The organism is Paenibacillus sp. GP183, from assembly GCF_900104695.1.
Classification (GTDB): Bacteria; Bacillota; Bacilli; order Paenibacillales; family NBRC-103111; genus Paenibacillus_AI.
Genome location: NZ_FNSW01000001.1, coordinates 2,900,030 through 2,924,159, shown reverse-complemented (window position 1 = coordinate 2,924,159; position 24,130 = coordinate 2,900,030). Strand labels below are relative to the sequence as shown.

The 24,130-nt window shown below is 39.1% G+C and carries 25 protein-coding genes and 3 riboswitches; of the genes, 18 read left to right on the top strand and 7 right to left on the bottom strand.

Annotated features, from left to right (window positions below; translation table 11 throughout):
* Positions 1-459 precede the first annotated feature (459 nt).
* The 4 genes from BLV33_RS14340 to BLV33_RS14315 all read left to right on the top strand — a co-directional run bounded on the left by BLV33_RS14340 (position 460) and on the right by BLV33_RS14315 (position 4,240).
* Positions 460-672, top strand: coding sequence for a hypothetical protein (locus BLV33_RS14340; RefSeq protein WP_090792737.1), 213 nt, complete (start codon positions 460-462; stop codon positions 670-672).
* 18 nt (positions 673-690) lie between these two features.
* Positions 691-1,203: a DUF1003 domain-containing protein gene (locus tag BLV33_RS14335; protein WP_090792732.1), complete on the top strand. Its 513-nt coding sequence runs from the start codon at positions 691-693 to the stop codon at positions 1,201-1,203.
* A 1,306-nt stretch (positions 1,204-2,509) separates the two neighbouring features.
* Complete coding sequence (locus tag BLV33_RS14320; RefSeq protein ID WP_090792722.1) at positions 2,510-3,331, top strand: undecaprenyl-diphosphate phosphatase; 822 nt, start codon at positions 2,510-2,512, stop codon at positions 3,329-3,331.
* Between the two features lie 282 nt (positions 3,332-3,613).
* Positions 3,614-4,240 carry a DUF4337 domain-containing protein gene (locus tag BLV33_RS14315; RefSeq protein WP_090792719.1) on the top strand — a complete coding sequence of 209 codons (627 nt, stop codon included), beginning with the start codon at positions 3,614-3,616 and terminating at the stop codon, positions 4,238-4,240.
* A gap of 373 nt (positions 4,241-4,613) precedes the next feature.
* Here the strand turns inward: BLV33_RS14315 and BLV33_RS30445 are convergent, their stop codons facing one another.
* Positions 4,614-4,736, bottom strand: a complete 123-nt coding sequence (locus BLV33_RS30445) for a hypothetical protein (RefSeq protein ID WP_290439052.1) — start codon at positions 4,734-4,736, stop codon at positions 4,614-4,616.
* A gap of 332 nt (positions 4,737-5,068) precedes the next feature.
* Between BLV33_RS30445 and BLV33_RS14310 the strand changes: the two genes are divergently transcribed.
* Entirely contained in the window at positions 5,069-6,835 is a 1,767-nt protein-coding gene (locus tag BLV33_RS14310; RefSeq protein ID WP_090792715.1) for an OmpL47-type beta-barrel domain-containing protein, read from the top strand.
* Positions 6,836-7,061: 226 nt separating this feature from the next.
* On the opposite strand, the gene BLV33_RS14305 is transcribed toward BLV33_RS14310, so the two are convergent.
* Entirely contained in the window at positions 7,062-8,378 is a 1,317-nt protein-coding gene (locus BLV33_RS14305) for an IS1380 family transposase (RefSeq protein WP_090792618.1), read from the bottom strand.
* A gap of 734 nt (positions 8,379-9,112) precedes the next feature.
* On the opposite strand from BLV33_RS14305, the gene BLV33_RS14300 reads away from it, so the two are divergent.
* Positions 9,113-9,370, top strand: coding sequence for a hypothetical protein (locus BLV33_RS14300; protein ID WP_090792712.1), 258 nt, complete (start codon positions 9,113-9,115; stop codon positions 9,368-9,370).
* Between the two features lie 127 nt (positions 9,371-9,497).
* On the opposite strand, the gene BLV33_RS30775 is transcribed toward BLV33_RS14300, so the two are convergent.
* Together BLV33_RS30775 and BLV33_RS14295 are read right to left on the bottom strand one after the other, a co-directional pair.
* Entirely contained in the window at positions 9,498-9,728 is a 231-nt protein-coding gene (locus tag BLV33_RS30775; RefSeq protein ID WP_139305837.1) for a polysaccharide deacetylase family protein, read from the bottom strand.
* Positions 9,722-10,351: a polysaccharide deacetylase family protein gene (locus BLV33_RS14295; RefSeq protein ID WP_171909156.1), complete on the bottom strand. Its 630-nt coding sequence runs from the start codon at positions 10,349-10,351 to the stop codon at positions 9,722-9,724. Before BLV33_RS14295 ends, BLV33_RS30775 begins: the two co-directional genes overlap by 7 nt.
* A 306-nt stretch (positions 10,352-10,657) precedes the next feature.
* Between BLV33_RS14295 and BLV33_RS14290 the strand changes: the two genes are divergently transcribed.
* From BLV33_RS14290 to BLV33_RS14270, 7 genes are all read left to right on the top strand, one after another.
* The gene (locus tag BLV33_RS14290) at positions 10,658-11,263 is read left to right on the top strand and encodes a hypothetical protein (RefSeq protein WP_090792705.1); all 606 of its coding nucleotides are present in this window, start codon (positions 10,658-10,660) and stop codon (positions 11,261-11,263) included.
* Positions 11,264-11,436: 173 nt separating this feature from the next.
* The gene (locus BLV33_RS14285) at positions 11,437-12,231 is read left to right on the top strand and encodes a copper amine oxidase N-terminal domain-containing protein (protein WP_090792701.1); all 795 of its coding nucleotides are present in this window, start codon (positions 11,437-11,439) and stop codon (positions 12,229-12,231) included.
* A 24-nt stretch (positions 12,232-12,255) separates the two neighbouring features.
* Positions 12,256-13,089: a hypothetical protein gene (locus tag BLV33_RS14280; RefSeq protein ID WP_090792698.1), complete on the top strand. Its 834-nt coding sequence runs from the start codon at positions 12,256-12,258 to the stop codon at positions 13,087-13,089.
* Between the two features lie 12 nt (positions 13,090-13,101).
* Complete coding sequence (locus BLV33_RS30080) at positions 13,102-13,395, top strand: transposase (RefSeq protein WP_139305749.1); 294 nt, start codon at positions 13,102-13,104, stop codon at positions 13,393-13,395.
* The gene (locus BLV33_RS30075) at positions 13,379-13,564 is read left to right on the top strand and encodes an IS110 family transposase (protein WP_253187075.1); all 186 of its coding nucleotides are present in this window, start codon (positions 13,379-13,381) and stop codon (positions 13,562-13,564) included. The genes BLV33_RS30080 and BLV33_RS30075 overlap by 17 nt, the downstream gene beginning before the upstream one ends.
* The gene (locus BLV33_RS14275) at positions 13,561-14,379 is read left to right on the top strand and encodes a transposase (protein ID WP_139305747.1); all 819 of its coding nucleotides are present in this window, start codon (positions 13,561-13,563) and stop codon (positions 14,377-14,379) included. The genes BLV33_RS30075 and BLV33_RS14275 overlap by 4 nt, the downstream gene beginning before the upstream one ends.
* A 1,077-nt stretch (positions 14,380-15,456) precedes the next feature.
* On the top strand, positions 15,457-16,893 hold the full coding sequence (locus BLV33_RS14270; protein ID WP_090792694.1) for a putative glycoside hydrolase: 1,437 nt from the start codon (positions 15,457-15,459) through the stop codon (positions 16,891-16,893).
* A gap of 171 nt (positions 16,894-17,064) precedes the next feature.
* On the opposite strand, the gene BLV33_RS14265 is transcribed toward BLV33_RS14270, so the two are convergent.
* Positions 17,065-17,322: a YhjD family protein gene (locus BLV33_RS14265; RefSeq protein ID WP_090792690.1), complete on the bottom strand. Its 258-nt coding sequence runs from the start codon at positions 17,320-17,322 to the stop codon at positions 17,065-17,067.
* A gap of 35 nt (positions 17,323-17,357) precedes the next feature.
* Here BLV33_RS14265 and BLV33_RS14260 point away from each other — a divergent pair, with 35 nt between their 5' ends.
* The gene (locus BLV33_RS14260; protein ID WP_090792687.1) at positions 17,358-17,708 is read left to right on the top strand and encodes a hypothetical protein; all 351 of its coding nucleotides are present in this window, start codon (positions 17,358-17,360) and stop codon (positions 17,706-17,708) included.
* 136 nt (positions 17,709-17,844) lie between these two features.
* On the opposite strand, the gene BLV33_RS14255 is transcribed toward BLV33_RS14260, so the two are convergent.
* Complete coding sequence (locus tag BLV33_RS14255; RefSeq protein WP_090792684.1) at positions 17,845-18,552, bottom strand: MgtC/SapB family protein; 708 nt, start codon at positions 18,550-18,552, stop codon at positions 17,845-17,847.
* A gap of 672 nt (positions 18,553-19,224) precedes the next feature.
* Positions 19,225-20,274, bottom strand: a complete 1,050-nt coding sequence (locus BLV33_RS14250) for a hypothetical protein (protein WP_090792681.1) — start codon at positions 20,272-20,274, stop codon at positions 19,225-19,227.
* A 304-nt stretch (positions 20,275-20,578) separates the two neighbouring features.
* A riboswitch (M-box (ykoK) riboswitch) is annotated at positions 20,579-20,749 on the top strand.
* 157 nt (positions 20,750-20,906) lie between these two features.
* A riboswitch (M-box (ykoK) riboswitch) is annotated at positions 20,907-21,073 on the top strand.
* A gap of 157 nt (positions 21,074-21,230) precedes the next feature.
* Here BLV33_RS14250 and BLV33_RS14245 point away from each other — a divergent pair.
* The 4 genes from BLV33_RS14245 (at position 21,231) to BLV33_RS29360 (ending at position 23,710) form a co-directional block, all read left to right on the top strand.
* Positions 21,231-21,413 (top strand): hypothetical protein, encoded by a 183-nt coding sequence (locus BLV33_RS14245; protein ID WP_090792678.1) that lies wholly within the window; start codon positions 21,231-21,233, stop codon positions 21,411-21,413.
* 123 nt (positions 21,414-21,536) lie between these two features.
* Positions 21,537-21,977, top strand: coding sequence for a divalent metal cation transporter (locus BLV33_RS29675; protein ID WP_216234759.1), 441 nt, complete (start codon positions 21,537-21,539; stop codon positions 21,975-21,977).
* Positions 21,978-21,984: 7 nt separating this feature from the next.
* Entirely contained in the window at positions 21,985-23,166 is a 1,182-nt protein-coding gene (locus BLV33_RS14240; protein WP_216234757.1) for an NRAMP family divalent metal transporter, read from the top strand.
* Between the two features lie 373 nt (positions 23,167-23,539).
* Entirely contained in the window at positions 23,540-23,710 is a 171-nt protein-coding gene (locus tag BLV33_RS29360; protein WP_171909155.1) for a hypothetical protein, read from the top strand.
* Positions 23,711-23,777: 67 nt separating this feature from the next.
* A riboswitch (M-box (ykoK) riboswitch) is annotated at positions 23,778-23,942 on the top strand.
* The last annotated feature ends 188 nt before the right edge of the window (positions 23,943-24,130 follow it).

The window sequence follows — 24,130 nt, the reverse complement described above, 5'->3', positions numbered from 1 at the left end:
GACATAAATCAGCGTTTAGAATATAATGAATTTATAAATACCCTTAATCACTATTTAATTTTGGACTTCGAAGGCAGGGATTAAATCTATGATAATTCTTATGGAATATATTTCGGTTAATATTTTGATTTTGTTGGTTGCTGTTCTATTATGGATAAATGACGGTCAATTCTCTTTATTAGATTTTTGTATCGTCTTTCTATTGGCAATTTCTGGAGTAATTTTTATTCGAATGAGATTTAAAGGTATCCGTATTAAAAAATATTGAATATAGTAATGATGCACCTCCCTTATTGTGTGTTAATCGATAAGATAGAGGTGCATTTTTCGCCATTAACATTTTATTTGGGAACTCATCTTAATGAATTATCAAAATGAATCTTTTATAAAAAACATAAGATAGTGAGGATTATAATTGATGATTGATAAAATTAGATTAAATGATAAGGAAATCACACAATGAAAAAAACGATATTTAGATCAATTATTATTTTTTTTGCATTAGTCCTAATGCTGCAATCTTTTATAGCTGCAAGCGAATTTAATTTAGGAAACCATCCTGTAATGGGTATAGTTATTGGTTCGCTTGTAGTCATAGCAACACTAACGTTACCAAAAATACATTTAATGAGAAAATATTTAAACAATTCAACAGAAAACAATAATAAATAAAATGGAAAAGGTGACAAAATGGAAATTGAAACAACTGAGGATTTAAAGGATTATAGTGCTCGTGTTAACCAATTAGTGGATGAATTCGAGAGCCACATCCATGCACATTTAAATGAAGAATACATGAAGTCAACAAAATGGTCTGATAAATTCGCAGACAAAATTGCTGAATTTGGTGGAAGTTGGAAGTTTATTAACATCTTTTTTATTGTCTTAATACTTTGGATTGTTTTAAACTCCCTATCTTTCACCAAAGTATTCCATTTTGATGAGTCACCATTTATCTTATTAAACTTAGTGCTATCATTTCTTGCAGGTTTCCAAGCACCTATTATTATGATGAGTCAAAACAGACAGTCGGTAAGAGATAAGAAAGAAGCTATTATTGACTTTGCGATCAATTATAAAGCTGAGCAGGAAATTGATGATATGCAAGGACATTTGCATCGGTTGGAAGATAACTTTGCTGAGTTTAGAAATGAAGTTAAGGGGGAATTGGCGGAAATTAAAAAGCTTTTACAAGGTAAATAAAGATATTATTTTATATTGGGAAGGTTGTACACTAGCCATGCAATGGTTGATATTAGTTGTAATTCTAATTGCTGCAGTAATTTTCTTGACCTATAAAATAATAATAAAGATTAGGGATAAAGTCGAAGCAAAAAAAATCATTCAATTGTCGCTTTATGGTAAGACATCTAAAGTAAACAAGCATTTGTGTTCATTTTGCCGAAAAAAGGTCAAGCGGCTTTCTTTTTATTCAGATGAGCATGGCATGGTCGTTGGAGTTTGTGATAAGTGTAAACCCCAAGCAGAACGGAGAGCTTTAATGAGGTTATGATTCTAAGTGGAAAGTAAGCGAGATATATTCACTATTTCCCTGAAAATTAGAATATTCGCATTTACATAAAAATTGATCGAACAACAAATCCCATTGCCTAACGACATGAAATCGAAATAATTCATTCTTCGATTACTCTTTAGTAATCCTATTATTAATCGAAAAAATGGATTAAATAACCCTTTTCCCCTATAATTTTAAAAATTTCAATGTTCTGAAGCAGAGCTACTTTTCCTTTAATCTTTAATATTACTTTCCCCATATTCAACGCTTTTAAGAGCATCCAATAAGTATATGTAATGTTCAATTTCACTTTTACTTTTGGTTTTATCTTGAACGGCGTCGGATAAGTAAGCTTTAACATCTGTGAGTCAACAATTTGGAAATATGCTTTCCCAAAATCAAGAATTTTGATTTTTTCTTTAGTATTAGAAGCGGTAGGAATCTTAGCTTTGATGTTGATATTTAAAACTGAATCCGCTTAAATTTGATTCTAGAAAGCACTCTTCAACTTTGTAGGTTTGAATATTGCGCATAAGGTTACTCCTTGAATTTTAACTGTCGACTTAGCGAATAGTCTAACTGCTATTCATCTTCATTCTTCTCCTATTTTATGATAAGATTATTACAAAAACATTAATGTAACATTTAAAAAATTGAATGGAGGTATACCGACCTAAAAGACACGCCAATCCCTATGAACAGTGCTGCCCATTTTGGCTGTATGATTAAGCGAATTAAGTCCTAGAAATAGAGCTTTTTCTATTATTACAAGTGAATCGTGTATCAGTGGTGATGAAAGACGGATTTTATGAGCTTCTTAGGTTTGAAAAAGTCAATAAAATCAAGTTGTTCAATTGTGATATTAGAAGGCTATATTATTCAGTTGACATTTACATTAACTTTACTTTCAACAGTTATTCTAATTGTTACAATAGAAATACTCTTAGGAAATGTCTAAGGTGAAATTTATAATAACGAAAGAGGAATCGAGAAATGAGTATTTTTCAAACGATTATTTTTGCTATTATTCAAGGGATCACAGAGTTGTTTCCTATCAGCAGCGTTGCTCATGGAGTTATTACACCATTTGTATTTCACTGGCAATTGGATGATCAGTTTCTAAAGGAGCATTTTCTTCCATACGTGGTGATGCTTCACTTGGGTACTGCTGTGGCACTCCTCATTTTTTTTCGCAAAGAGTGGATCGGGATTATCCGTTCTATATTCCAACAAAAACAAATGCATGCAAGAAAAACGCTGATACTTATTGTTATTGCGACTATCCCAGCCGCTTTGATCGGCTTGGTACTTGAGAAACCGTTGCGTCATATTTTCAGTAATGTTACCTTAACGTCTATCTTCTTGATCGTAAATGGATTCATTCTTTATTTTGGAGAAAAGCGTAAAGAGCGGGGTACTAAAGAGATTCATGAATTAAAGATGAGTCAAGCATTGATTGTGGGACTTTTCCAATCGTTAGCACTCATTCCTGGGTTTTCGAGGTCAGGGGCGAGTATGACAGCAGGATTCTGGATGGGTCTTAAGCATGAAGCGTCAGCACGTTTCTCTATGCTATTGGCAACTCCGATTATTTTAGGGGCCAGCATAGTCGAATTACCTAAATTGCGTCATTCCAACATCAGTGGATTGCTTCAGATCTCCTTGATGGGTGGTATTTTATCAGGCATTTTTGCATTTATTAGTGTATGGATACTAATGAGATGGTTCAAAAAACATGAAATCAATGCAATGCGTCCTTTTGCATATTACTGCTGGGGTATTGGATTGATTATTTTGATTGCTTCTTTGTTTTAAATCAATACTAATTTAAATTGATATATTAATTACTGAGAATAAATCACAATGTTACTAACAATCTATTGTGGTTTTCACTATGTGTTCACTCGCTCCTATACTATCTTGGAGAACATTGGTATGATACTGTAAGCAGAAAAGTGATTCACTTTTAGCTTTTCAATACCATTCTTTTTTCTATAAGAAAAAATGGCATTCCATAGAGAATGGATTGAAAGTGATTGAAGTGTGGTGAGAAGTTAAACAATAGCATTTGCCCTAATACTGATAAGAGGTGATTGAATGGGAGAGAATTTTGGAATAGAAAATCCATTGGAAAAAGTGGAAGAAGAAATTAAAGAGTTAGAAGAACATGAAAGAAAACATAATATTGAGGAAAAAGACCGCAATAGATTTAACAGCATTATCGCAGTAACCATAAGCATTTATGCAGTTCTTACTGCTTACGTTGGTTTAAAGGAAAGTCAAATAACAACAGATACATTATTAGAAATGGATAATGCAGTATTGCTACAATCACAAGCCTCTGATCAATGGGCATATTATCAAGCCAAAAGTATTAAAGGTGAGATTTACAAAAGCCAATCGAAATCTCTTTCTTCAACTGGGAATCAACAATCGAAGGAGATACAAAATGAATTTGATGCTAATTCCAAGCGCTACGATACTGAGAAAAAAGATATTGAGCAAAAGGCAAATGAACTTGAAAAATTGAGGGAAGAAAAAATAAAGGAAACGTCAGCACTTGTTCATAAGCATCATAGTACAGGTATAGCACTAACATTCCTGCAAATTTCTATCGTACTTGCTTCGGTTTCAAGTTTGTTACGAAAAAAGATATTGTGGTACGCAAGCATCGGCACTTCAGTAATAGGGTTGCTATATTTCATTTCAACGTATTTGCATTAAATTTGTTATGAACTATAAATTGCATGGCTTCAATCGTGTAATCAAGTTATATGACGCAAAGGAACACATTCTATAGCCGATATAGAAGATATGATAAGTGTGGTGTTAAGAAGGCAACTCTATATAGAGCGTTAAAGCTACGTTTAGTTAGTCCCAGTTAATGGGGCTTTTTTATTTTGTCTGTAAACATGGAAAGATTAAAGGGGTAATTTAAAATAAAAATAAAGGATAAAGTTGATGTTTTTAGTTAGAACATTATATACGGAGGAATAAATGGATTTCACATATAGATTTCCAACTGGATTTAAACTTGCTGAGACACTAATAGACATTAGTCGCCCCCTGGTAAAAAAATTATTGTTATAAGTGCTCATCAAATAAGAGCTCGAAGCGCAGTGACGGCAATTTGATTAGCTTTTTGAGGGTTTTTAACCATCGTTCCAATAATTACAAAGCATAATAATCCAACTATTCCAAACCATAGGTTATTCTTCATTCCAATTCACCTCCTCTCGAATAGAGATAGTGTACAAGATTAATGTAACAAAATATGCTATAAACCGACTCCCCCCCCATTTGGGGGAGTGTTTAATATGTAAAATAGGTATATAGTAATAAGATGAGCGTCGAAAGGGTAAAAAGTTAGAACTTCATTCGACTATTTATGAATATTTTTTTAGGAGTGAGGAGAACTTTGAAAAACCAAGTATTGAACAACTTGTTTAATTAGTGGAACTCTTTTTTAGAATTAGATTGAGGAGAAAGCAAACTTTTTGTCGAGTAAATTTGATAGTTATATTTAAAAATTTATTTTTGAGAGGATAATGTATGAAAAAAACAATGTTATTATCTATTATTACATCTATTATTTTTGTATTCCTAGCAGTCAATTTTTTTAGCAATGAGGCCATGGCTGCTCCGCAAACATTAACTATCCTTGGCGCTCAAGGCACTCCAGGGCAGACCGATCCCTACACTCAATTCTCTCAAGACAATGGTCAGACATGGCACCAAGCATATCTTTACGGATCCCATCCTTGGGGGTTAATTCCTGGGACCAACAGTTGGATTAACTGTGGGCCTAGCGGTACCGACTATTGCATAAATCAGACGGTCCTTTACCGCATTAGGTTCAACGTCCCTGAAGGTTCCATTAACCCACAGATGACTTTTGATGTCAATGCTGACAACTATGCTACCGTTTCGCTGAATGGGACTTATGTAGCGAAAGTAGTAGGTGGCCCAAATAGAACGGGTATTAACGCATCCGTCAATTCCAAAGTACATACTGGCATGAATGAGATCAGATTGCTCTTAACTGACGAAGGAGGTTGGGCAGGCTTAAACTACAAGATTACATTAAATGTCGATGCACCAACACCTCCGACCTTAATTACAGATTACATTGCTCCAACAACAATAGACAATGCTCCAGCTAATTGGGTAAACCAAGATGTAACTGTGAACTTGACAGCGACAGATAATGCCAATGGATCCGGTGTTGCAGCGACTTATTACTCGCTTGATAACGGAGTTCAACAAACGGGTACTAAGGTAAGTGTAACAGGCGAGGGCCAACATCCTCTCACCTATTGGAGTGTAGACAAAGCAGGCAATGTGGAGTCTAAACACATGGTTACAATTAAAATCGACAAGACAGCGCCTACGACAACAGACAACGCACCTACAAACTGGGTAAATACAGACGTAACAGTAAACTTGACTGCGAGTGATAGTGGATCAGGAGTTGCCGCTACAAACTACACCGTAGACGGTGGCGTACAACAAACAGGTAATACGGTTGTTTTAACTACAGAAGGCGTTCATACGCTAGTTTATTGGAGCGTAGACAATGCAGGTAACATTGAAGCGCATCACACGGCAACCATAAAAATAGATAAAACAGCACCTCTAAGTGTTTCATCTGTAAATCCAACTACGCCAACTGGAAGTAATGGATGGTATACTTCAGATGTAACCTTAAGTTTATCTGCAACGGATAACTTATCTGGTTTAATGAAAACAGTATACCAAGTCAGTAATGGTGTATGGACAACTTATAGTGGCTCAATCCCTGCCTTTAGTGACGGTGTTTACAAAATCAACTATGGTAGTACAGATAATGCAGGTAATGTAGAGCAAATTAAAACAGTTGAGTTTAAAATTGACAAAACTGCACCAACACTATCCGTTCAATTAGATAAACCGATTGTCGCACCATTAGACGATGAAAAGATGGCAGTTATCCATGCTACACTAAATGCTAGTGATGCAACTTCTGGTGTGGCATCTGTGATATTAACTTCAATCACTAGTAACAAAATTGTAAAAGATCAAGGAGAAGAGTATCCTAAAAAAGTTGACTTTCTAGCTGCATTAGGTACTTCAGCAACTACGTTTAGTGTCCGTGCAGAAGAGGGTTATATTTACACAATTAAGTATACAATTACGGATAACGCAGGTAACAAATCTATTGCAGTAAGTACGGTTAGTGTAATAGAGCCAAAAGAAAAAAAAGATGGTCATAAAGGAAATCCAGAGGGAAATAAAGGCGATAGTCCCAAAGGAAATGATTCAAGTAAAAAAGTTGAATAAACCTGAAATATTCATGGAGCCTTGAGTCCCTTTACTCAAATGGGAAATATAGGAGTTAGACCTTCGAAAATCACTTGCAGTGGGGTTTTGGAGATGCAATCTGGCGGAGCGCTTAAGCAATAATGAAGTGAATTAATAAATTCCCATTATATGGACTTTGAAATAGACATGCGTTCCCGTTAGGTCAGAATGAAGCTTTTGAGATTTTGCTAGAATGACTTAACCGTCACCCGAATCTAGGCAAACGCTGGATATTGTTCAACGTTTGGATGAAGGGCTCTCGGTAGATGCAAGAACTGCACAATTTCCATGTCCAGTAGCGACCGGAATAGATCAGTTTTCCCGCAATTTTAATCAACTTGTTACGTAACGTCTCCATACGGCTTGGCTTTAGTTTCTCGGGTAAGCATAGGCGGCGAAACCAGTTGTTGAAGTTGTAAGCTAACATGGCCAATTGCAGTTTAACTGCATTCGATTCAAAATTTGTACTGCTCATCTTGTCGCAAGCAAACCCGTTTTTAGCTTCCTTAATAAAGTTTTCCATATGCCCACGTTGAAAGTAAAACCGGATCACGTTGCAGGGCTGCAATGTCATGTTCGTGACAATAAACGTGAACTGAAAGTGCAGTTCACCGGCTAGACGTTCCATCTTAACAACCACACGGCGAGTTCGACTCCACTTGTCCGCTTTATATTGAAATTCCCGGTAATGGACTTGGCGCTCATGCAACTTTTTCGGGTTTAACAATGGATTCGCCATAGCCTGTGCCGCTGATTGCAGGCGGGCGTTGGATTTCAAGCGAATAGCGTATTTATGGCCCTTTGTTTCCGTCAGTTCAAACAGTCCCGGAAGGGCGAAGCCACTGTCGCCGCGCAGGACGATCAAGGCATCCGGCGCATACGACTCGTATCGCGTGAGAATCGGTCCCATGAAACGTACGGCTTGACGAGAGGTATAGACGTTGCCGGCGCGAAGTTCAGCACCGAGACAATCACCCGTCAGCCCATCAAAACAAAACAGCGGATGAAATCCGTTCTGCTGATAGTGGGCATTGTAATTCGCTCCATGTTGCTCACCGTAAGCGGCAAAGCCGGAAGAATCCAGATCCATGACGAATTGGTCTCTGGCCTCGAGCGTATAGACGCGACCTTGAAGCACGCCGTTTATGCGTTCTAAAGACTTAGCGGTATCCATAGTCGCTTTGTCATTAAATCGGGAAATCGTTGGCTGTGAGGCCAAGCGCTCTTTCCCCATCATAGCGGTCAGCAATGGTTCTACGCTGAGGTCATCCGCATGATCGTCGGTGTGATACCCTGCAAGATGTTGATACATCTTTTGAAGAACGACATCGGAATTGGGATGGTCTCGGTGGTGAACGGAGTCTTGCACGACGAGCATCTCTTTAACGGCTTCGGAAAGACCGAGTTTGTGATCGAATTCTTTGTATAATAGCAAGCCTGCGTCCGAGGTCAGATCGCCGCCTTCAAAATTCACTTTCATTCGGGGGTTGAAGTTCATGCCGTACTCTTGTAAACTTGCCATAGAAGAGTCTCCCTTTGGTGTGATTGGTTTCGTCACCTTTAACACTACCAAAGTAAGGGCTCTTTTTCCATGTTTTCTCTTCACCTTTTAAGTGAAGCATTAATTTCCTGCATTCCCTTGCTGTTACTGGTCTGACGGCGTTCTTAGTGTAGCGCTATGAATATTTCAGGATAAATAATAATTTGTATCATAGAATTCAAATAAAACTTCATGCAGATTGATGCGTGAAGTTTTATTTTTTTTGGAAGCGAATACCGGTTAATGAGAAAGTAAAGCTTGGAAACCACAATATAGCCTTAGAAACCAACAATTATAGGTTATTGATTCTTTCTTGTGCATGTATCTAGTCGGTCTTGAACCAGTTAATATGCTTTTATTGGCACATAAAGCTATCCGTAACTTGGGTAGCTTTTTTCTTTGGAATTGATGGTTTAATGTACCAAATGATGTTGTGATAAATGGGTGGAGGAAAGATTTCATGAAGTTCCCAAACTTTAATATTGCTATGCTTTTATTGGTCATATGCCACGTATTCCTTGGGTTGGCAGTTTTATTTACTGTGCTTTCTGTGTGGAGATTATTAGCTGCGTATTCCGGCTGATCCGGACGGCGATTCCGGAAGTATCCGGACACTAAACCGGAAACATCCGGACACTAAACCGGAAACATCCGGACACTAAACCGGAAACATCCGGACACTTTGTCGAGTGATTTGATCTTACGATAATGCAGTATTGTTTTCAATAGATTTTATTGTTTTTTCGGTCATCATCCTTTGGATATGGAAATCAGGCAATAATAAATCAAAAGGAAAAACGGAAAATTATGTTTATATTGTAGATAATCAAGTTGTTGGAGGAACCTCATACCCTGTAGTCGAAAAGCAAATGGCTGGAGGATATTGGTCACTTGATGGCAAGACGTTGGAAGAAGTACAAAAGATAGATTTTCAAACATGGAGTAAAGAATGGCAGAAGAAATTTGGACAATAAAAGCACGATTTTATTCTTTAAGGGTGAATGATTATTGAAAAGGCATCGTTTATTGATTTAGAGAATGTCTGGGTAATCTGGGTATATAATGATTAATAGATATTTTTTTAGTAGTTTTCCTTGATTTTTACATTTCGGGGATCTTTAGCTTTTTTAGCAATATATCAGAGGTGATTCCTTGGGAACCCACGTTAATTCTTTTTATTTCCTTCGTGGTTTCTCTAGCATTAAAACCCTCTTTTCCCGTAAAAAAATAACTAATACCCACTTTCTCTCCTATATCGATAACTTCTTTATTATAGATCCCATATGGAAAACAAAGAAGGGTTAAGTTGTTTCCTAATTTTTCAACTAGAATATCATCCGCTTTAGAAAGATCATTAAGATCCTTTGTTTATACTCCTCATCGTTTGCTAACCGTTGTTCTGATTTTTTATATAAATGATTCGTTAATGCGGAAACTTCTTTACCGTTTTTATCGATCACAAAAGAGTGAGTATTATATGTATGTGAATAAAAACTGAATCCATTCTTCTTCATTTCGGATATTTGCTTCCAATTTAACGTTGATGGTTTGTGAATAAAAGGGTTATCTATGTACCCAACAATGATAAAATTTGTTGCCGTCATATGTTGTTTCATCAGTTCTGGATACGCATACTGATAAAAAGATTCATACCCATCGTCAAACGTTATGACAACTGCATTTGCGGGTATATTTGCTTTACCTTGCAGAAAACCGACGAATTGCTCAATCGAAATCACATTGTAGTGGTTATTTTTTAAAGCCCGCAAATGGTTACTAAAACTTTGCGGTGAAATTGTATATGCAGATTCTTCAAGAGCAATATGATGATATGTTAAAACGGCAACTATATTTTTATAATAAATTAAATGCTTCTGGTAGGATTCCGAATGCATAACACAAATAAAAGTAAAAATAATCATGATGAACAAAAACAATTTAAGTCTTTTTTTCATCGATACCTCCAGGAGTGCTTCTGCAGACAATATTATAATCATTTAAAATGAGAGGCCGATGAAAAATAAATTATAGAATCGAATCACTACCTAGCTTAATGATATAATGGTTAAATGAAATTAGCATGAAAGTAGTTTACAACTATGTCATACCAGTAAAAAGTGTTTTATTTGTACATTTGATTGTCACCGCTCTTCTTCCATTAATCAATCCGCTACATTAAGCATTGTTTGAAAATACGAATAAACATTCTGTAAACGGTTAGAATGTTACTAAAAACGTAAATTCAAAAGGAGCAACTCACAATGGCAAGAGCAATTAGAAATGATAGCTGGACACAAGATAATGACAAAGTGTTAGCTGATACTGTTTTGATGCATATTCGTGATGGTAGCACTCAATTAGCTGCATTTGAATCTGCTGCAGAATGCCTACAACGTACATCTGCGGCTTGCGGTTTTAGATGGAATTCTGAAGTTAGGAAGCGCTATGAGAGTGAAATTAAGCAATCTAAGATACAGCGGCAGAGTTTGAAAGCGGAGAAGATAGGTAAGTATTCAGCTGCTAAAACTATTCTAGCTGAAGGAACAGAGCTTTTCGTTACTGTATCGAAAGAACAAGAGATAACACAAAGCATCAATGAAACAGATTACCTAGATCAAATCATTAAACTTGCACAGGATCAGAAGATACAGTTGGTGAATATGGCGAAACAGATCAAGACATTAAATGAACAGTTGAGACAGCAGGAAATGAAAATTGAACGGTTAAAGCGTGAGCTTGATGAAGCTAAGGCTCAACCTAGTGAATTGACTGTAAATGAGGATTATCAAACATTGCTTCAGATATTGCAGAGAGCGAGACAAATTGGAGCCATTGAAGAAGGCTTTCGAAGAAAAGCCAGCGTTTAAGAGTTGATGTGAATGGAAATATAGAGATGATTGGATAACCTGCTTATAAGGGCAGGTTTTTTAATGCGGAAAAGTGAGCAGGATAAGTTGGAATTTTATTAATGTCATATTTATTTAACACATTTCCGATATAAGTAATGATAGAAACATAAAAATTTTATAGGAGGATTACTTTGAAGAAGACAATATTATTTGTAACTGGAGCGTTAATGCTACTTGCAACCTCACCCGCTTATGCTTCAAACAGTGATGCTCTCTCAAAATTAAAGGACATTCAAAAACAAGAGCAGACCACAACGCCAGACGTTTTATTACCGAATCTTAATGGATCAACGGGTAGTGCTACAGTTCCTTCAGCAGCAGAAATTAAAGCAGAATTGGATGTAAATGCTAATAATCAACTAAATGATTTAAAGGCAACAGCAAGCAATAGTGTGGATCCGACAGATCATTTTAAACTTGCCATTGCTTATGAATTAATAGGCGACACGACCAATGCGATTACTTCCATACACAATGCGATTCACCTTGCACCAAACCAGATAGAACTTTATAAAGAACTTGTTTCTTTATTTAGCACCCAAAATCCTAGCATCATTTCTGTTTTTGTTAATGGGGATAAAATCGACTTTAAAGACGGAAACGATGAAGTGAATCCAGTAATTGTAAGCGGGAGCACTCTAGTGCCAATTCGTAAGATTACGGAGAAGCTTGGGGCTAAGGTGGGTTGGAATAATGATACCCATACCGCCACAATTCGCCTTCTCGACACTACGATTCAGTTAATACAGGATTCTACGAATGCTATGGTAAATGGAAACAAAGTGACTTTAGAAGTACCGGCTCAAAACATCGGTGGACATATTCTCGTTCCACTTCGGTTTATCAGCGAGCAAGTCAATAAAAATGTTGACTATATACCCGGGGTTCAGGGAACAGCGATTATTCCGATTGTTGATAAAAACTAATCGAAAACAGGGAGGAATGAATTCATGAAACACATTCAAAAGATATCTTCGATAACTGTTCTAACCTTACTTTTAAGCATATTTGTATCCATCACGAGCGCATTTGCCGATGATACAAGTATTCAATCCACAACTGGATCGACAACTGTAACTTCATCTACTTATGATGGAAATTTAGGACAAATAGATGCACTTTATAACCAGTTACTTACTCTCCGTCAACAGGAAAAGGATCTCGACCTTCAAATGAAAGTTCAACGCGATCTGAATATTTCTGCAATTAAAGCCTTATATGCACAAGTAAGCACAAGTGATCTTGCCCAAATCAAGACAGTACACGATCAAAATAAATCCTTACATGATACGAACAAATCGCTTTACGATCAGTGGATTAGTCTACACAAACAATTGAAAGGTGCTAGAGCAGCGAAAGACGAAAAGCAAAGTACCGAAATACTATTAGAAATAAATGTTCTTAAAAAGCAACTTCAACCGATTCAAGATCAAATGAAAGCAAACAATGCATCCATTAAAGATGTTGAAGCTAGAGTCAATGCAGCAAGAAAACAAATCTATTCTGTTCTGAATCCATTAAAGTCAATCGAAATACAAATGAGAACATTGTGGATTACTGAACGATCATTTGAAGCACAACGTAATACTGGATGGAAGGCATTTAACGATTCCGTAAATAATGGGGATATGAATGGCGCAGCGCTTGCACTTAATCAAGTTGTTACAGCCAAACAGCAAATCTTAAGCACTAAAAACCAAATCTACTCCTTGGAACAACAAATGGGTACAGCACTAAATGTTTCGTCGTCGACAACAACGACAACTGCGGCTGCTTCCAAATAATTAGAGTTTAAAATGAATATTATTATGGATAACCTGCTCTTTGGAGTGGGTTATTTTTTTATGAAGAAAAAAGGAAAATGCAGGGAATTGTCGAAAACGCATATAGCTCAAGCCACTAACTTTCGAGGGATTGTACTTGCGAAGCGACATCTCACGTTCAAAAATGCAATGGAAGGTTATGAAAAGTTACAACATTGGATGGATGAATTACAACAGAAGCACCGACTGAAGACCGTCATCATCGGTATGGAACCCACAGGACATTATTGGTGGAACTTGGCGAATTGGCTTGAACAAAGGCCTTAACGTTGTCTTGGTGAACCCGGCCACCACCAAAAGAAACAAGGAGAACCGCGATAACAGTCCATCCAAGAGTGATCCCAAGGACGCGCTGGTCATTGCAGACATCGTCTGTCGAGGATACTACTACGATACACTCGACAGGCAAGCGTGTTCCAAAGGTTGCGTACGATGATGAGTGATCGGGAATTTTGGGTGACCCATAGCGTCCGGCTGCAGAATCGGATCATCCGTTGGTTGGACATTCGGTTTCCCGAGTACACGTCGGTTTTCAAGGATTGGACCTGCCTACGATCCCTGGCTACGCTCAAAGAATTCCCTTCTCCGCTAGATCTGAAATCTCAATCCGTATCGGAGGTGATCACCGGTTGGCGATTGCATATGCAGCGAGCGGGTGGTTCAACCGGAATGGAAAAAGAAGCGCAACTCATCGCTCAAGCGAAGAAGAGTGTAGGGGACACGACAGCTCTGAGCGAAGCGAAGCAAGATTTAGAGCGGTTATTGAAAGAGTATGAAAGTATCGTTGAAATGCTAGAAAAGATGGAAGGGGAAGTAGGGGCACTTCTCGGTGAAATTCCTATGGCCCAGCAACTACGGACGGTTAAAGGCCTTGGCCCGATCTTCATCGCGGCCATTTTCTCCGGTGCAGGTGACCTCAAACAGTATGCCCATGGACGTCAGTTATTGCGTAAAGCCGGCTTGAATCTGGCCGAAAGCATGTCTGGAAAACGAAAGGGACAGATCGTGCTTTCCAAACGAGGAGATGCTACGCTGCGAAAATATATGTATCTGGCTACGATCACCCTCGTGGGAACGAATCCCGTCTTTCGACAGTTGCATGAAAACAATGTTCAAGTTAAGAAAATGAAGAAACAACAGTCGATCTTTAAACTTCTTGGAAAACTGGCTCGGATCCTGATCGGCATCGTTGGGCGGGGAGAACCGTTTTCACCCGAAAAAGTGAGTCCCGTCTTTACACAAGCTGCATAAGACATCAGATAGCTACGTAGATTGACTCATTCGCAGGATTACAAAGGAAAGCACGGAGGACCGAGTTCGTTATCTATAAGGGCACAGACCCGTCCGCTAAACGCTATGGGTCTCCACACCTTGGACAGGTATAACGATGGAATGTAAGGGCATAGACCCGTTGAGTCGTGGGACGGTGAATCTCCAAGGAAATGGTGGAGGAAGCGGAAATGCTCCAGCCATTTCTTCTATTCCCGCATGCCCAAAAATGTAACGGCGGGCTCTCATCAGCTTCATCCCTAATGATCCCTGTATCACAATGTGATGAAATCCTGCGAATGAGTGAGCATACGTGAGAAAAATCGTTAATACCGATGGACGGATAACGATAGCTTAATAAAAACACTAAATATCGCTTCGAAATCGAGGGTTTTTATAATATAAAAGTGATACCTGTCGAATGACAAGAATATAGGCTGATTCCAACCCGCTAAAATAGCGGTTTTTTCATTTAATCGGTACAAGTTATTGTCATTTTTCAGTGACAAGAACTTGTACCGATAGTCGTTTAATCAAATACTTTTGATTTGATTCTAAAAGCCTATATAAAGCATAATTGAAAGTAGGCTATGATTAAATTAATCGTATTTCCAACATTCTTCGCGGAATCTCGATAAACTCAAAACTGGCGAAAGCCAGTGACGCAAAGCTACTGGGGGTATTGTCCTTGGTTATACATTGTCAATGTATAAAAGGACAATTGTTTACTAATGCCACAATGGTAGGTACTCAAATTTACAGTTTGCTATTGTAAAACACAAAACCAACTGACAGGAGATATAAATATGTAATCACGAAAAATGGTGCAGATAACATTTATTACGATGCAAACGTAGAAACATACTTCAATATAACTGATTGTGAGTATATTTCCATCACGGGAGAAAAGATTTAAATGATAAAATTTAACATGGTTTGGAATCTCAATAAATGGTGGTAATTAAGATTTATGAGAACAAAAGCAATAAGTATTTGTGATAGGATTATACGTATCATTTTAGTTTAGGTGCTTAATATTGGGAGATTGGGGAGAACATCTTGAAACAACGAGGTCTTATTTTTATTATGCTTTTATTGGTGCTCTCGTTGTCAGCTTGTTCATCGTCAACAAGCACTTCGAACACATCGAAACAATCGGAACCACCATCTGCATCTACATCAGGGACTACACCTTCATCTACAGGAACACCAACGAGTTCGCCCGCTCCTGCAACAAGTCAAACCCCTGCTTTTAATCCCCCTGTACATTTTAATTATCCGGATGCTGTACGAGGAATTTATGTAACAGGTTGGTCAGCTGGGGGTGACCGCATGCCTAAACTTCTGTCACTTGTTGATAACACCGACCTGAATGCAATGGTCATAGATATTAAGGATGATGACGGCTATATCACATTTAAGCCTGAGGGAAAACTTGCCGAATTTGGCCAGCCTTACATCAAAGATCCCAAAGCACTCATGAAAACTCTTGAACAGCATAAAATCTACCCTATTGCCCGTATTGTTTCCTTCAAAGATACAGTTCTAGCGAAAAAACGTCCAGACCTTTCTTATATAGACGGCACCAGTGTTTGGCGTAATGCTAAGGGAGACGGGTTTATCAATCCATTCCTTAAAGAAACATGGGATCATGATGTAGATGCAGCAAAATTAGCTGCAGAACTTGGGTTCAAAGAAATCCAATTTGACTACGTTCGATTCCCAGAAGGCTTCGAAAGTAGGGACAAAGTTCTTAAATATTCAATGGGCGATTACCAGGATAAAAAACCAACTAAGTTTGTACAAGAAGAAAAAGACTATGCTGAAGCCACTAAGAAATATCAAGACGATTTGACTTCTTTACAGTCCAAGTTGACAGACGCTACTAATACCTACGATACTGCGAAAACCGATGCAAATAAAAAAGCAATGGACGTTGCTCAAAAGAGTGTGTCTGACCTTAAAATAGCAGCACCACAAGCACCGGATTTTAGCGATAAAGCACGTATGACACAGCTTCGTGTTGATGCTGTCAGCGACTTTGTCGCATATGCAAAAGAACAACTTAAACCGTATGGTGTAAAAGTCTCAGTTGATATCTTCGGATATTCTGCTACATTGCCTGAAGCTCCAGGTATCGGTCAGAACTTTAGCCGTATTTCTAACTCAGTAGATGTAATTTCGTCTATGATTTATCCAAGTCACTGGTCTGCTGGTTATTTTGGAATTGCAAAACCAGATAAAGAGCCATATAAACTTGTTGCTGAATATATTAAACGTGAAAAAGAGAAGTTTGCACAACTGCAAACTCCACCAACATCACGTCCTTGGATTCAAGACTTTACTGCAAGCTGGTTAGGTTCCGGCAATTATCTTAAATATGGTAAGGCTGAAGTTGATGCACAAATCAAAGCCTTAAAAGATTCTGGAATTAATGAATACCTTATCTGGAATGCTAACAATTCTTACTCAGACGGTGTAACATATAAATCATAATCCACAAACCCAATTCCATTGTGAAATAGCTCCTTATTTTAAGTAGAAGAGAAATATTATTAACACGTTCAGTCAAAGGTTAGTTCATTCAACTACCATGACTAACGGGTACGATAGTTATATTTCAGCATTAAATCGCCTAATTAGGGCGGTTTTTCTTTTGGTCAGAAATCAACAATCAAGGATAACGGAGCCTTTTTGCGTCAGTTCCGATACCACGTTCCGTATATATCCTGATAACCTCTCCCCAATTTCCGTCCTTGAGTCATCCTTCGTGATTTCAACGGAACTAATTTGGCCGCGAAAGATAACACGGTAAGCCACGCTTGTTTCGTTAACTCTTTCGCGATCCACACGAATATTTTCGGCAGAAAGAGCTGTGTTAATATCGCGGATGTCCGCCTTAATCCGCTGAATGATCACCTTCACGCAGCCAACCCGCTCGCCAGTGTTTGGGAAGGTTCATGCCTTTTCGTCTTTTTTTTCATTTATTGGAGATGTTTCTAGCTAACCATGATCAACTGCTGTTTGGCTTCGGAACGACATGCTATAACATTAATGCTACAGCTCTTCGTCAGTATATTACACCTGCGGAGCTGCAAGGTAAGGTAAACGCGACGATTCGTTTCTTAACTTGGGGCATAAATCCAATAGGCTCTTTATTGGGGGGCTTCTTAGGGGGAAGTATAGGTTTGATCGGAGCATTGTCCATTAGCAGTGTCGGATTTTTCATTGCGGTAGGTTCATTGTTTTTTTCACAAATGTACCGAATGCATACGTTGGCGGCCTTTGACCTACCTAAAAACGTGGATTAATAGATTAAAACCATGTGAATTTAAAGGAAAGTTGCCAATTCAGGCTGTTTTTTCTTTTTTTTAAGTCACAATTGCTAAAATTAACCATCTTGTTTTTTTTGAGGTTCTGGTGTAACGATATGGGATCTATTTATTTTTATAGATGCTCTACCTCCACTGATACAACATGATCAATGCGTTTAATAAAATAATAGATCTCGCTTGTAAATTGTTTCTCAGGTGCGGCTAGAATTAATTCGACTTGTTGGAAGCTTGAATCCAAATCTTTAATTTTCAAATGTCTAATATCCATTACCTTTTGATTGTGTTCTATTCCTGTTTGCTCCTTACCCTCAATGGTTTTAATCAGATCGGTTAGTTTGTAATTGGCTTCCATGACAATTTTTACGGATACATCCCGCTGTCTTAATTTAACCGGACCCAACCGTTTAATCGCATGAGGAAATACATTAACGGCTAGTAAAAGAAGACCCGCTACGTACAACGCTTCTAAATAAAAGCCTGCGCCAACTGCGATACCGAGACCGGAAGCGGCCCAGATCATGGCTGCAGAAGTAAGCCCAGAAATCACATCATTGTTTCTTCTCAAAATAATTCCGGCGCCTAAGAAACCCACTCCGCTTACAATTTGTGCTGCTAAACGCATGGGATCCCGGTTGTTAAGCCCAAGGAAAGCAAACTTCGTTACCGATTCAATAGATATGATCGTAATTAAACAACTAGCAACACAAATTACAATGGTCGTATTAATATCCAGTTGTTTGTGTTTGAGTTGCCGGTCTATACCGATAAGCAATCCTAAAAACAGGGCATAGGTTAGTTTAATGTAAATTTCAAAATTCATGGGCATCACCTCTACTATATCATGTCAATATTTCCCTATTTTTATAAGCGAATACTTAATTAGGTTCCGGTACACTGGTGTTGAATGGATCGAAAAATATTTAGGGTTAGTGGGAAAGGAAGGAAAAGAAAAAAAGGAAACCGAATATCATACTGACCAGCAGTTTCATTATTAGCAAGTTGGCAAACTGAACAGGATTATGGGACGATTTCTTTTGATGAAAAGGACGGACAAATGATTCATTTGCATGCCAGTGTAATCATTAAAGAATTTGATGATGCCACACAGCTTGATGCGATTAAAAAGGAATATGAATTAAAGTAAAGTTTGATAATTACTTCTATTTCATTAAATACTTTGGCAAGATTTCAATCTTTCCAACAGATGTAGGAGGGCATAGTGTCCTTCTTTTTTTTGTGATATCCTACGCAATTTTCCTTATTAGAATTTTTCGCTTTTTTAAACATAGTCAACGTGGATGATAGTCCAACAATATTAATCGACAAATAAGAACAAAAAAAGTCAGTAAATTATTAATATCATATTTTCTTAACACATTTCCGATATAAGTAATGATAGAAACATAAAAATTTTATAGGAGGGTTACTTTGAAGAAGACAATATTACTTGTAACTGGAGCGTTAATACTACTTGCAACCTCACCCGCTTATGCTACAGACGAAGCATCAGCAACACCAACACCAGCAGCATCAGTAACACCAGCACCGATAGATACACCAGCAGCATCAGCAACACCAGCACCGACAGATATGCCAGCAACACCAGCACCGACAAATATGCCAGCACCAGCAACACCAGCACCGACAGATATGCCAGCAGCATCAGCAACACCAGCACCGACAGATATGCCAGCAGCATCAGCAACACCAGCACCGACAGATATGCCAGCAGCATCATCAACACCAGCACCGACAGATATGCCAGCATCAGCATCACCGACAGATACACCAGCAGCATCAGCATCAGCATCACCGACAGATACACCAGCAGCATCAGCAACACCAGCACCGACAGATACACCAGCAACATCAGCAACACCAGCACCGACAGATATGCCAGCAGCATCAGCAACACCAGCACCGACAGATATGCCGGCAGCATCAGCAACACCAGCACCGACAGATATGCCGGCAGCATCAGCAACACCAGCACCGACAGATATGCCGGCAGCATCAGCAATACCAGCATCGACAGATATGCCGGCAGCATCAGCAACACCAGCACCGACAGATATGCCGGCAGCATCAGCAACACCAGCACCGACAGATATGCCGGCAGCATCAGCAACACCAGCACCGACAGATATGCCGGCAGCATCAGCAACACCAGCACCGACAGATATGCCGGCAGCATCAGCAACACCAGCACCGACAGATATGCCGGCAGCATCAGCAACACCAGCACCGACAGATATGCCGGCAGCATCAGCAATACCAGCACCGACAGATATGCCGGCAGCATCAGCAACACCAGCACCGACAGATATGCCAGCAGCATCAGCAACACCAGCACCGACAGATATGCCGGCAGCATCAGCAACACCAGCACCAACAGGTGAACCAGCAGCAACACCAGCACCGACAGATATGCCAGCAGCAGCAGCAACACCAGCACCGACAGATATGCCAGCGACACCAGCACCAACAGGTGAACCAGCAGCAACACCAGCACCGACAGATATGCCAGCAACACCAGCAGCATAAGCCCGACAGATAGACCAACACCAACACAATGTAAAGAAAAAGAATGAGAAGAGTATTGAGCCGTCAAGTAGAAGGAATTGAAACTGAAAAAGCTAAGGGAGCAAGCGAATAAAGTCCTAGAAATAGGGCTTTTTCTATTGTTAAAATGAATCGGATATTAGTGATGATGAAAGACCAACTAACTGGTAATGTTCTATCCAAATAGCTTTTAAGACGAACTCTGAAAAATTCTTAATGGATTTCACATTTCTGAAAAAGATATTGACAAATCAATATCGCAGAAGTATGCTTTCACTGTAATTAAATTTTCTCGTTAGGTGAGGCTCCTATACAAACACAGGCCACTGCCCGGAAACATCGAAAGATGCCAATGGGTAGAACAGGAACTGCCGGATTAAGGCTTTTCATAAGGTGGCTGAGAGAATGATATCTCTACGTTGTATAGTGCCAAAACTCAACATGGGGGAGATGGATATTTTTTTGCGTGCATTTTACGTATGAAGATCCTAGCCCCTGAGACAATCAGGGGCTTCTTTGCTTTATATCTACGTTCTTCATTTTTGTTATTCAAATAACAAATTGGTGCACTAAACTTTGAGTCGGGCATACTTTAAATCAAAGCTAAATACAAGCTGTCTTCGTTAGGCGAGGCTTCTATGCAAACAAAGGCCATTGCCCGGAAACGTCGAAAGACGCCAATGGGTAGAACAGGTATTGCCGGATTAAGGCTTTACTTAACATGGCTGGATGAATATCCTACGTTGCTTAGTGCCAAAGCTCAACCAGGGGGGATCAGCGGTCTTATTTGTGTGTGTTTTAACATGTACATAGACCCGAACCTCCTGTGTCATTCAAGCAGGGGGTTTTTATTTTGAAAGGTGGTGGTGGTTTGGACGGGTACCCATGTAGTTTACTTCAAATATTCGAAAACAATGATCATAGGAGGAGATTCTCATGGAAAAAGCTAAAATCATTCAATTTCCCGGTTGCACACCATCACCTGAAGTTCATACTGTTCATGCTTCAAACCAAACACAATCGCCTGCAAAACGTGTTACCATGTGGGCAGACGTGATGAAAATTGTTGCTTATAGCATCCAGATCTGTTATCTCATCAGCCTTTTATTCCATAAATAGCAGGAGAAATTTCAATTTTTGAGAGGGGGGATAGGCTATGGAAGAAGGCCCGAGTAGTCAGTTATATCTTATAAAATCGTCTATGTTGGATTTACAACTTACATTTCTAGGAGGTAATATGCTATGTCTAAACAAGCTCTTTCCCATAACCTTTCATCCGCCGTTCTTGACAAAGCTCATGAAGGCGACATCCGTGGTGCATTTGGAACTGTTCGTCAACACGATACGGCCCCTCGCAAAACTTGGTGGGCAAAACTCCGTACATTATTAGCCATTATGGGTCCTGGTCTCATCGTCATGGTAGGAGATAACGATGCAGGCGGTGTTGCCACTTACGCACAAGCTGGTCAGAACTATGGAACAAGTTTATTATGGGTACTTTTATTACTCGTTCCTGTTTTAATTGTCAATCAAGAGATGGTCGTTCGTCTCGGACTCGTAACCGGTGTAGGACATGCGAAACTGATCTTTGAACGGTTTGGACGTTTTTGGGGGGCTTTTTCTGTTGGCGACCTATTTATTGTCAATTGTCTAACCCTTGTCACTTTAATTCATTGGAATTGATTTGGCTATGCAATATTTCGGGATCAGTCCTTATATTTCCGTTCCGATTGCTGTATTGTTACTGATTGCATGTACCGTAGCAGGTAATTTTCGGACGTGGGAATCGTTTATGTATCTATTCATAGCGGCTAACTTTTTAGCGATTCCACTCGCTTTTATGACTCATCCAACTGCTCATTCGGTTATTCATGACTTCTTTATACCTCATATGCAAGGTGGTCTTAACTCAAATGTCATGCTGCTTATTATTAGTATAATTGGAACAACCGTTGCACCCTGGCAATTGTTCTTCCAACAGTCTAACGTGATCGACAAGCGTCTTACGCCTCGTTGGATGGCCTACGAACGTGCTGACACGATTATTGGTTCTTTCGTCGTCATCTTAGGGGCGGCAGCCTTAATCATTGCCACTTCTTTTGGATTTCAAGGTACAGAACTTGTAGGGAAGTTCGTTGATGCTGGTGCGGTGGCGAAAGGGTTGGCTGAAAAAATCAGTCCAATGGCGGGTTCCTTTTTCGCAATCGTGCTACTTAACGCCTCACTTATTGGTGCAGCGGCTGTTACACTTTCAACGTCCTACGCTTTTGGTGATGTGTTCGGGGTTAAGCATTCTTTACATCGGAAGTGGAGCGATGCAAAGGGATTCTACCTTAGCTATGCCATTTTTATATTGATTGCTGGTGGAATTGTACTCATCCCCAATGCACCACTTGGATTGATTACCACTGCCGTACAGGCGCTTGCAGGTATTCTGCTCCCGAGTGCAACGGTGTTTCTGCTACTATTATGCAATGACAAGGATGTACTTGGCCCTTGGGTAAATAAAATGTGGTTGAACATAGTAAGCAGTATCATCGTCGGCGTACTGGTTATGCTTTCCTTGATTCTTGCTGTGACCACGCTCTTCCCTAATGTGAATGTGACGCTCATGACGGAAGTATTATCTTGTGTCTTACTGGTTGGTCTGGTTACTGCTGGGTTATTATTTAGCGGTAAGGAAAAACTGAATGTAACGAATGAGAAGGTTATCATTGACCGTAGGATGTGGCGGATGCCATCATTAAGCTCTCTTCCAAAGCCTGTTTGGTCAAAAACACGCAAGTTCGGCATGATCGTACTTCGTGGCTACTTGCTTGTGGCTGTAATTTTGATGATTGTGAAAGCAGTTCAACTCGCATTAGGGCTTTAAAAATAGCTGACCAAATATGCAACGTTAGTGTGGTGGCGGCCGTTTTTCTTTTTGGAACTAACTTTTATCAAAAGGTGATGACCCTATGACCAAATTTCTTATAGGTGTGGGCATATTATGTGTAACTATTGTCGTATTTTATATTTTCAAAAGGTGTAAAGAACGCAGGCAGAATGAAGAGTTGGCCAAAAAATTTTGGGAATAGACTATTCCTATTATTCGGGTATCACAATTACCAATACCAGTTTAGCCGACACTAAAAGACAATAAGCACAACAAAGGAGTTTCCCGGCAGCCGATCACAAAACACTTATCATCTTAGTTGGTTAAGTTATCAACAAAATCCAGTGGATATATGAAAGGAGTCAGGCTCATGAAAGAATGGCGTTATTTTTATTACTGGATCGCAAAGAAGAGCGACATTGAGCAAGAACTTAGCAATCTTGGAAAAGAAGGTTGGGAATTGATATGTACATTTTCTGAAGAAGTAGAAGGTGAGCAGGGATATAGATTTTTCCTTAAAAGGGAAAGTGCCTTCCAGTGATTATTTTATAAAAAAATAATTGACAGTTAGAACAATCAATCGTAAGATTACGATGGTTCAAGTGAGATTAAATCCTCGTTAGGCGAGGCTCCTATACAAACATAAGCCATTGCCCGGAAACGTCGAAAGACGCCAATGGGTTACCAGGGATTGCCGGATTAAGGCTTTACCTAATATGGCTGAGCTCTTGCTCTACGTTGTATAGTGCTAAAGCTAAACTAGGGGGATTGATGTTCTTCAATGTACTTGTGTACTTGGAAGTTCCAGCCCCCTATTCCTTTAGGGGGTTTTTATGTTGCTTAAAAAAAACCATGTCAGGTAAGAATAACCATGCACGTTCCTTGCAATGGACATACTCTAATTATGGAGGTGAGCTATGGATCCTGAACCTACAAGTATAGTGCGATGTAGACTGTGGAA